Origin of the sequence: Corallococcus sp. AB030 (assembly GCF_003668965.1) — a bacterium.
GTDB classification, from domain to species: Bacteria; Myxococcota; Myxococcia; order Myxococcales; family Myxococcaceae; genus Corallococcus; species Corallococcus exiguus.
Genome location: NZ_RAWQ01000059.1, coordinates 35,711 through 46,008 on the forward strand (window position 1 = coordinate 35,711; position 10,298 = coordinate 46,008).

The 10,298-nt window shown below is 68.9% G+C and carries 4 protein-coding genes and 1 pseudogene; 1 reads left to right on the forward strand and 4 read right to left on the reverse strand.

Annotation, left to right across the window (positions count from 1 at the left end; translation table 11 throughout):
* Positions 1-414: 414 nt before the first annotated feature.
* Both D7Y15_RS16435 and ileS read right to left on the reverse strand, forming a co-directional pair.
* The gene (locus tag D7Y15_RS16435; protein ID WP_121753175.1) at positions 415-2,643 is read right to left on the reverse strand and encodes a TonB-dependent siderophore receptor; all 2,229 of its coding nucleotides are present in this window, start codon (positions 2,641-2,643) and stop codon (positions 415-417) included.
* 184 nt (positions 2,644-2,827) lie between these two features.
* A complete protein-coding gene (ileS, locus tag D7Y15_RS16440) occupies positions 2,828-6,571 on the reverse strand; it encodes an isoleucine--tRNA ligase (RefSeq protein WP_121753176.1) in 3,744 nt (1,247 codons plus the stop codon).
* Positions 6,572-6,737: 166 nt separating this feature from the next.
* On the opposite strand from ileS, the gene D7Y15_RS16445 reads away from it, so the two are divergent.
* Positions 6,738-7,910, forward strand: coding sequence for a glycosyl hydrolase (locus tag D7Y15_RS16445; RefSeq protein WP_121753177.1), 1,173 nt, complete (start codon positions 6,738-6,740; stop codon positions 7,908-7,910).
* Between the two features lie 10 nt (positions 7,911-7,920).
* Here D7Y15_RS16445 and D7Y15_RS16450 read toward each other — a convergent pair whose 3' ends face one another.
* Positions 7,921-9,510 carry an SDR family NAD(P)-dependent oxidoreductase gene (locus tag D7Y15_RS16450; protein WP_121753178.1) on the reverse strand — a complete coding sequence of 530 codons (1,590 nt, stop codon included), beginning with the start codon at positions 9,508-9,510 and terminating at the stop codon, positions 7,921-7,923.
* 82 nt (positions 9,511-9,592) lie between these two features.
* Positions 9,593-10,298: pseudogene (locus D7Y15_RS16455) on the reverse strand (hypothetical protein); the annotation flags it as partial.

Here is a 10,298-nt window from a genome sequence, read left to right on the forward strand (position 1 = left end):
CTCGCTGCCCGGGTGGAGCGGAGCCGCCGGGCCTCGGACTTCAAAACTTGTCCGACAGTCGGACAGGTTTCCGCTGCCCGGGCGGAGCGGAGCCCCCGCGCCATGGGCTTCAAGACTTGTCCGACTGTCGGACAGGTTTTTTCGGTGCGCCGCCGACGGGGCGCCCCGTCGGGGTTCTTACCTTCTCACCCAGGGGGACAACCTTCGTTGCGCGGGCCTGGCGCTCGGGAGCCGTCCCGTCAACGCGCGACCGTGGCGCTTCCGGAATCTCGAGGCGCGGCACCCGGGAACGACTGCGGCCCTCGCTGGCGGAGACGTGCCAGGCGAAGGCCCCAGGGGTTCCGCAGTGTGTGATGGCTTCAGGCCCTTCCGGCGGTGAGGCTTCCGGAAGGACCCTTCAGGCCTGCGTGATGGCTACCAGGTGTAGCCGACAGTGGCGGACGCGCGGCGGCGCTCGCCGTAGAAGCAGGCCGTCGCGGAGCTGCACGAGGACACGTAGGTCTTGTCGCCCAGGTTGGAGGCGTTGACGGCCGCGCGCCACGGGCCGCGCTCGAAGTGCACGCTCGCGTCCACCAGCGTGAAGCCCGGCACGTCCAGCGTGTTCTCGCGGTCCGCGAAGGAGCTGCCCACGCCGCGCACGCCCGCCGCCGCGCCGAAGCCGCGCAGCGCTCCGTCCTTGAACGTGTAGTCCAGCCACAGCGACGCCAGCACCTCCGGCACACCCACCGGGCGCTTGCCCAGCTCGAAGTCCGCGCCCTCGGTGATCTCCAGCGAGTACAGCGACGCGGAGCCAATCAGGCTCAGCCCGTGCATCAGCGTGGCGTTGGCCTCCACCTCGAAGCCGCGCGAACGGACCTCGCCAATCTGCAGCTGGTTGAAGGAGCCGTCCGTCGTCACGAAGTTCTGACGCTTCAGCTCGAACACCGACAGACCCACCAGCACCGGGAATGCATCCGGCTGGTACTTCACGCCCGCTTCAAGCTGCTGGCCCTTCTCCGGCTCGAAGATCGAGCCGTCCGACTTCGTCCCGGCCACCGGATTGAACGACTTGGAGAAGCTGACGTACGGCGCGACGCCGAAGTCGAAGCGGTAGAGCAGACCCGCGCGGCCGCTGAAGGCGCTCTCGCTGCCGTCGTAGTTGGCCGTGGGCGCGAGCTCGTTGTCCACGTCCATGCCTACCCAGTCATGACGCCCGCTCAGCACCAGGCTCAGCCGGTCGCCGATGCGCAGCTGGTCCTGGAGGTAGACGCCCAACTGGTTCTGCGTGGACTGGTTCAGCGTGTAGCGCGACTCCGTGGGCGTGTAGTCGCCACGCACGGGGTTGAGCAGGTCCAGCGGCGCGCCGGCCTCGTAGCCCTGCTCGTCGTTCAGCACGTAGTTCTTGAAGTCCACGCCCGCGAGCACCAGGTGGCGCACGGGGCCGGTGCTGAACCGCACGTCGCCCTGCGTGTCCACCGAGAAGAGGTTCGCGGTCGGCCGGGTGACGAAGTTGCCGCGGGACAGCTGCGCGTCCGCCGGCTCACCCACGTAGCCCACGCCGTAGAGCGTCTGGAAGTCCAGGTCCAGGTGCGCGTAGCGCAGGTTCTGCCGCAGCGTGAAGGTGTCGTTGAAGCGGTGGGAGAACTCGTAGCCCGCCCAGGACTGGTTGCGCTGGAAGTGGTCCAGGCTCTTGTCGCTGGTGAAGAGGTCGGTGGGGATGCGGCCATAGGGCGCGTCCACCACGGTGCCCACGTACGGCAGGAAGTTCTGACCCTGCGTGCGGTCCGCCATGAAGCTGCCGTACAGCGTCAGCGCCGTATTGTCCGACGGTGCCCAGGTGAGGGCCGGCGCGATGAAGAGCCGGTTGTTGTCCGTCTCCTCCACCTGCGTGCCGCCGCCGCGCGCCAGCGCCGTCACCCGGTAGCGCCAGTGATTGCCCGAGTCGATGGCGCCGCCGAAGTCCACGGCCGCGTAGCCGTTGGCGAACTCGTTGACGCTCAGCTCCACGTGCCGGATGTGCCCTTCCACCGGCGGACGCTTGCCCACCATGTTGAGCAGACCGCCCGGAGACGTGCCGCCGTACAGCACGGACGAGGGGCCGTGCACGGTCTCCACGCGCTCCAGGCCGAAGGTCTCCATGCGCCAGGTGGCGAAGCTGCTGGAGTACAGCTGGAGCCCGTCCAGGAAGTAGCCGCCCTCCTGGGACGTGAAGCCGCGAATCAGGAACCAGTCGTTGCGAGGGTCCGCGCCGAACGTGTCCGAGCGCACGCCCGGCGTGTAGCGCGTGGCCTCCGTCACGGACTGCACCTGCTGCGCGTCCATCTGCGCCCGGCCCACCACCGACACCGACTGAGGCGTGTCGCCAATCGCGGTGTCCGTCTTCGTGCCGCTGCCGCTGCGGCGCGCGGTGTAGCCCTGCACCGGGCCGTTGGCGCGCTCGCTCTCCACCACCACCGTGGGCAGGTCGTAGACGCCGTCGTCCGCGGGCGCGGCGCCGGGTTCCGGGTTCGAGTCCTGCGCGGGCGCCGGGGTCTCCGGAGCCGGGGCCTCCTGGGGCGCGGCGGGCTCCTGCGCCAGGGCAGGGGAGGCGAGGAGGGAGATGGAGGCGCCAAGCAGCGCCCCCGGGACGAGGCTGCGCGGACGGCTGCGGAACAAAGTGGGCATGTTGAGAATGATTTGCGAAATCAGGGGGACGCCCTGTCGCGTAACACGCGCCCCCTGAGGCGGCAAGCCGGGAGTCGCCCACGCCCTCCCGGTCCTCGCCGCATCACACCGGATGTCTGTATTTACGGCCCCGGGTATGGGATTACCCGGAGCTGTCTTTCCCTGCTATCCGGAGGTCCGGGTTTCAGGCGCGCTCGACGCGAAGCTTCGCGGGCAGGCCGTTGAGGCTGGCCTCCTCCTCCGTGCCGGTGAGCCCCTCGGGGCCCACGTGGATTTCGGAGGCGAGCGTCTCGCGGGCAATCTCGTCGCGGGCGGCGTCGACGACGCGCTTCACGCGGTCATCGCCGTCCACCCACAGGCGGATCCGGTCGGTGTAGCCCAGGTTCATGTCCTTGCGGGAGCCCTGCACGCGCGCCAGCAGCTCGCGCACCAGGCCTTCGTCCACCAGGGCTTCCGTGAGCTGCGTGTGCATCACCACCACGCCCACGCCTCCGCCCGCGGCGGCGTAGCCCGGCTGTGCCTCCACCAGCGTCTCCAGCTCCTCGGCGGGGAAGACCATGTCCTCGCCGCCCACGTTCAGGGCGACCTTGCCCGTCTGGAGCAGCTCCTGGTGCAGCGCGCGGCCATCCCCCGAGTCGAACGCCTTGCGCACCGGCGCGAGCTTGGGGCCCAGCCGGCTGCCCATGGCGCGCAGGTTGGGACGCACGCGGTAGCGCACCACGTCCGCCTCCGGGCTGCCCGGCTCCACCCACTTCACGGTGTGCACGTTCAGCTCGTCGCTGATGAGCGCCTGGTACACCGCCACGCGCTCCGTCAGCTCGCGGCGCGACAGGATGACGTCCGCGCGCGACAGCGGCTGGCGCACCTTGAGCCGGTTGTCCGTGCGGACCTTGAGACCCAGCGACACCAGCTCGCGCACCGCGCCCATCTCCGCGGCCAGCCCCTCGTCGATGAGGCTCGCGTCCACGTCCGGGAAGCTCGCCAGGTGCACGCTCTCCGGCTGCGCCGCGCCCCACGGCTTGCCCACCAGGTTGCCCCACATGTCATCCGCGAAGAACGGGATGAAGGGCGCGGACATGGCGGTGATGGTCGTCAGCGCTTCGTAGAGCGTGAAGTACGCGTCCTGCTTGTCCTGCTCGAAGCCCGGCGCCCAGAAGCGCTCGCGGCTGCGGCGCAGGTACCAGTTGGACAGCGCGTCCACCAGCGCCACCATCCGCTGGGCCGCGTCGTAGACCTGGTACGTGTCCAGTGCCTTGGCCACGTCGCGCAGGGTGAGCTGCACCTCGGAGAGGATCCACCGGTCCAGCACCGGCCGGGCCTTCACCTCGCGCCAGCCCTGGCTCTTGCGGATGGCCAGCCACGGGGCCTCCGTGCTGGACGCGGTGCCCTTCGCCGGGTTGAACCCGTCGATGTTCGCGTAGATGGTGAAGAACGAGTAGACGTTGCGCAGCTTGACCTGGAAGTCCTTCTGCAACAGCCGCACGTTCGCCAGCGAGTGGCGCGTGTTGGACCAGGTGGGGCTGGCCGCGTAGAAGAACCACCGGAACGCGTCCGCGCCCGGCGCCTTGGTGGCGGGGTCCTTGAGCACCACGCGCTCGGTGGCCGCCAGCCGGGGCACCTCCACCGGCATCACGTCCACGCCGCGCGCGGTGGGCTTCACGCCCAGCTGCTCAAGCTCCTGCGGCGCCAGCAGCACCACGCGGCGCTTGAGCTTCTTGTGCACCTTCACGGTGACGCTGACGGGCGCGTCCGGCCGGTCCGGGCGGAAGAGCAGCACCTTCGCGCCCTCCTGCGTGTCCAGGCCCTCCAGGTCCTCGCGCGCGATGAGCGCCACGCCGGGCTCCGCCGGGACGCCGGCCTCCGTGGCGGTGAGCACCGCGAAGTCCATGCGCACCTCGTCCAGGATGATCTCCGGCGGGGTGTAGTTGCCCTTGGACTTGGACTCCTTCTTGCCCTCCTTGTCGGAGACATGGCCGAGCACGATGCAGCTCTTGTACGGCATGGGCCACTCACGCTTGGGCGTCAGGCCCATGCGCTTCTGCGTCTCCTCGTCGAAGAGGAGCGTGCTCACCATCAGCAGCGAGTAGAACCAGCCGCGCGTCTGGTCGATGGCCTCCGAGATGAAGTCCGCCGGGAACGCGCGGTTGAAGGTCTCCTTGCTGCCTTCCGCGTGAGGGAAGCCCCACTGCGCGAAGGGCATGCAGCCGGAGTCGAACCACACGTCCACCACTTCCGGGACGCGCTGGAACTTCCCACCGGAGCCAGCCTTCTCGTACGTGACCTTGTCGATCCACGGCTTGTGGACCAGCAGGTGCTCCGCGTTGGACTCGTGCGGCTTGCCGGCGAGGAACGCCTTCAGCTCCGCCTCCACGGCGGCCACGTTGTTGCCCGGCTTCTGGCGCAGCTCCGCGATGGAGGCCACGGCCTCCGTCTCACCCGTCTCCGAGTGGATCCACAGCGGCAGCGGCGTGCCCCAGTAGCGCTCGCGCGACAGGGCCCAGTCCACGTTGTTGTCCAGGAAGTCGCCGAAGCGGCCGTCCTTGATGTTCTCCGGGACCCAGTTGACCTGCTGGTTGTTGGCCTTGGCCTGCTCGATGACGGAGGTGGTGCGGATGTACCAGGCGGGGCGGGCGTACTGGATGAGCGGGTCTTCGTCCGCGCGCCAGCAGAAGGGGTACTCGTGGCGGTACTGCTCCGTGTGGATGAGCAGCCCGCGCTCCTTCAGGTTGCGCTGCAGGTCCTTGTCCGCGTCCTTCACGAAGCGGCCGGCGACGAGCGGCACCTCTTCCGAGAACGTGCCGTCCGGCTTCACCGCGCAGCGCATGCCCAGCGCGTCCGGGTCCTGGAAGCGCGTGGCGTCCTTGCGGTAGGCCTTGTAGTCGTCCTCGCCGAAGGCGGGCGCCGTGTGGACGATGCCCGTGCCGCTGTCCAGCGTGACGAAGTCCGCCGGAATCACGCGCCAGCCCACCGTGTCCTGTCCGCCGTCCTTCAGGGGCAGCGTGGCGTCCGCCTCCTTCGCGAAGTACGTGTCGAAGGGCGGCGTGTAGCGCTTGCCCACCAGGTCGCTGCCCTTCTGCGTGGACAGCACGGGCAGGTCCTTCTTCAGCTTCTTGGCCAGCTCCTCGCGCAGCGCCGCGGCGAGGATGAGCTTGCGGTCGCCCGCGTCCACCGTGACGTAGTCCACGGACGGGTTCACCGCCGCGTACATGTTGGACGGCAGCGTCCAGGGCGTCGTCGTCCAGATGAGCAGCGACGTGTCCGGAGCATCGCGCAGGGGGAAGGCCACGTAGACGCTGGGGTCGTCCACCGTCTTGTAGCCCAGGCCTACTTCGGCGGCGGACAGCGCGGTGCCGCCGCGCGGCCACCACCACACCACCTTGTGGCCCTGGTACAGCAGGCCCTTCTTGTAGAGCTCGGAGAGCGCCCACCACACGCTCTGCACGAAGCCACGGTGATAGGTGACGTAGGCCTCGTTGAGGTCCACCCAGAAGCCGATGCGCTGGGTCAGCCGCTCCCACTCCCCCGTGTAGCGGAACACGGACTCGATGCAGCGCTCCGTGAAGGGCTCCACGCCGTACTTCTCAATCTCCGCCTTGCCGTGGATGCGGAGCTCCTTCTCCACCTCCACCTCCACCGGCAGGCCGTGCGTGTCCCAGCCCGCCTTGCGCGGCACGTAGTGGCCTCGCATGGTCTGGTAGCGCGGGAACAGGTCCTTGATGACGCGCGTGAGGACGTGGCCGTTGTGGGGCAGGCCGTTCGCGGTGGGCGGGCCTTCGTAGAAGACGAAGGAGGGCTTGCCTTCGTTCGCCTTGAGCGATTTCTCGAAGATGCCGCGCTCCTTCCAGAAGGCCAGGATGCGGCGCTCCTCGGCCGGGAAGTCCATCTCCACGGGGACCGCGTTGAACAGGGGCGAAGGCGTTTCAGGCATGGTGGCCTGCTTGATAGCACCGGAGCGGCCCTTTGGCAGTGAATCCAGGCCCTTGCGAACCCGCCCGCACGCCGGTGGATAGATGCGCCTAAGCTGAAATTCATGCAATTCGCGCAGGAGAGGTGACACCCTGGCTGCTCCCCGGGCAGCCACTGGAGGTCCTCGCGTGACGCACGTCCCCCCGAAGCCATCCCTCTCCTTCCTTCTGGCCGCGCTGGTGCTGTGCCTGGGCGCGGGCCGCGCGAGCGCCCAGGTGTCCCGGACGTTGAGCACGCCCGGCCCCACGGCGCAGGCGCAGAAGGTCTACAACCTGCTGACGGACCTGGAGAACAACAGCCGCGACGGCGGGACGAAGCAGACCATCATGGGCCAGCACTGCGAGGCCCAGAAGGAAGCCTACGCGGGCGAGTACTGGGTGAAGGTGGGGGACATCTCCGGCCGCCGTCCAGGCTTTGTGGAGTTCGACTTCGGGCCGGGCAATTACCGCAACACGTACGCGGAAGCCTACGTGGACTATGCGGTGGGCTTCGCGCGAGACCGCTTCAGCTACGGCGAGGGCATCGTGGGGTTCAGCTTCCACATGTCCTATCCGGGCGCATCCGTGAAGAGCTGGCCGAACAACTTCCGGCAGTCATGGATGGACTACAACTGGTTCGGCCGGGTCATCAACTGGCAGGCCAACACGGCGGAGTACCAGGCGCTGCTGCGGGACTTGTCCTTCGCGGCGGACAAGCTCGAGTACCTCCAGCAGCAGGGCGTGCCGGTGCTGTACCGCCCCTTCCACGAGATGAACAAGAAGGGGAGCGCGTCGCCGTTCTGGTGGGCGAACCAGGACCCCGCCCAGTACAAGCAGCTCTGGAACATCACGCACGACTACCTGGTGAAGACGCGCGGTTTGAAGAACCTCCTCTTCGTCTGGTCGCCGTACGAGTGGGACGGCACCTACGGCGGGGACCCGTGGAACTACTACCCGGGCAACGACCGCGTGGACGTGGTGGGCGTGGACATCTACCACGGCAATCCCTACTTCCCGGCCCAGTTCTACACGGGGCTCGCGGGCTACAACAAACCGCGCATGCTGGCGGAGACGGACAAGCTCCCGGTGCGCTGGGGTGACAGCCGTTACGGCACGGTGTCTGAGTTGGACGCGCGCCCGTGGGCCATCTACTCCATCTGGGGCGACTCGCTTGTCTACAACCTGGGCACGACGAGCCCCAACGACTGGAACGTGTCCAGCGGCTACAAGGCCATCAAGGACACGTATGGCTATCAAGGCACGTACTGGCGCGTGCTGACCGGCGGGAGCAACGCGACCTACAACTGGGGCGCGTTGCGCTGAGGGCCGGGGCTCACCAGTTCGTGGGGCGGTAGTCCTTGAAGAAGTTGCCCCAGACGTACTCGCCGGTGTTCACGGCGGTGATGACGGGGTCCACGATGCGCGCGGCCCCGTCCAGGATGTCCAGTGGGGGCTGGAAGTCCAGCTCCTGCACCTTGCGCTCGGCATGATGAGCGGGGTCCTCGTCGGTGACCCAGCCGGTGTCCGCCGCGTTCATGAAGATGTTGTCGCGCGCGTAGTCCGGCGCGGACGTCAGCGTCATCATGTTCAGCGCGGCCTTGGCCATGTTGGTGTGCGGGTGCTTGTCCGTCTTCGTCCCTCGGGAGAAGCTGCCCTCCATCGCGGACACGTTGACGATGTGGCCCGGCCGCGAGCGGTCCTTCAGCATCAGCGGCCTCAACTTCCCGCACAGGATGAAGGGCGCCACCGCGTTCACCAGGTGGACCTCCAGCATCTCCGCGGTGCGCACCTCCCCCAGCCGCAGGCGCCAGGAGTTCGTGGCCCTCAGGTCCACCTGCTGGAGGTCCGCGTCCAGCCGGCCTTCCGGGAAGAGGGCGCGCGTGTCGCCCTCCTGCTCCATGGCGTAGGGCATCAGGGACAGCGCCGCGGAGGAGTGGATGCCCAATGCCGGGTCGCCGCTGCGCCAGGTCGCCACGGGCAGTGACGTGTTGCCCATATCGCCCGGGCCCAGCGCGGGACGGAGCGCGGAGATGCAGGCCTCATGGCCCGCGAGCAGCGCGCGCAGCTGGGGCTCCAGGGTGCCGGCGTCGCTCAGCTCGCCCTCCAGCAGGTGCTGGTAGAAGCCCGGGGGCCGGCGCACGGTCTGCGCGGCGTTGTTGATGAGGATGTCCAGCCGCTCGTGCGTCTGTTCGATGTGGCGCGCGAACAGCTCCACGCTGGGCGCGTGCCGCAGGTCCAGGCCGTGCACCTGGAGCCGGTGGGCCCAGTCCGCGAAGTCCGGCTCGCGCGCGTAGCGGTGCACCGCGTCCTGGGGGAAGCGCGTGGTGGCGATGACGGTCGCGCCCGAGCGCAGCAGCATCAGCGACGCCTGGAAGCCAATCTTCACCCGCGCGCCGGTGATGAGCGCCACCTGGCCGGTGAGGTCCGCGCGCTGCGTGCGCCGGGCGTAGTTCAGGTCCCCGCACGGGATGCACATGGCGTCGTAGAAGAAGTGGAGCTTGCGGTACTCCGCCTTGCACACGTAGCACTTGCGCGGCACCTCCAGCAGGCGCTCCGGGGTCGCTTCCGGCGGCGGCGCGGGCAGCGCGGGCAGGCTGAGCACCGGCGCCTTGCGCAGCATGCGGATCTCCGTGCTGGAGCGCACGGCCCGGTCGTTGGCGCGCTGCGCGTCCTTGCGCTCCTTCTTGAGCGCGCTCTGGAGCCGGTTCTTCGAGGCCTTGTCCGGGTAGACGAGCCGGCTCGCGGCGGCCAGCAGGGAGTGGTGGTCCTCGTCTGGGAGTCGGTGCAAGAGCACGCGGTGCTTGGCGAGCGTGTTGAGCAGCGCCGTGGCGCGGCGCACGTCCTCGACGGAGACATCGGAGGGCGGGGCCGAGTCAGGTTCAGGGGACGACGGCGGGAGGTTCTCGACGGCCAGGTTCTTCACGCCCTGGTGCTTACCCTCCCGGGCGCGCCAGGGAAAGGTGCGACTTGAGCGGGCCTGGAGGGCGAGCAGCCGGGCCCCGGTTTCAGCCCAGGCCCAGGCGGGGGAGCGTCACCTCGCGCACGCGGGGGATGCGGAAGCGGTAGAGGAACGCGTCCGCGAAGTAGTGCGCCAGCACCACCGCGTTGGTGGCGAGGACCCCCAGCGACCACAGGGGCTGCTGCCGCAGGAAGAAGGCCGTCGCCGCGCCCTGCGTGACGCCGTCCGCCAGGGTGACGAAGGGGCTGTTGACCACGCCCACCAGGATGATGGGGGCCATCACGGCCAGCATCGCCGCCCACACGCGCGGGCCGCGCAGGCGGGTCGTGGTCTCCCCTGGCGTGGGCTGGAGCATGCGGCCGGTGAGGAAGAAGTACTCCAGGCCGTGGATGCCCGCGCCCAGCAGCAGCGCGAGCAGCGGCGCGTACCTGTCCCCGTACCAGAGCAGCGCGAAGGTGAGCGCGAACACCGCCGAAGCGCCGCCCACGAGCAGCCGGGATTGGTGGGGCGTGGTGTGCAGTAACTCGCGCCGGGTGCCCACCAACAGGAAGGTGAGGATGACGTGCGTGCCGTTGAGGAAGACGTACTGCGACGTCCACCGGCCAATGGATTGGGCGAACCCCTGCGAGCCCTCGCCGGTGAGGCTCGCGAGCCACACGGAGGCGAGCATCAGCAGCGTGGGCAGCACGAGGATGCTCAGGTCCGCCCGGGGCGAGAAGAGCCACAGCCCCTGGAAGCGCACGGACGCCGGG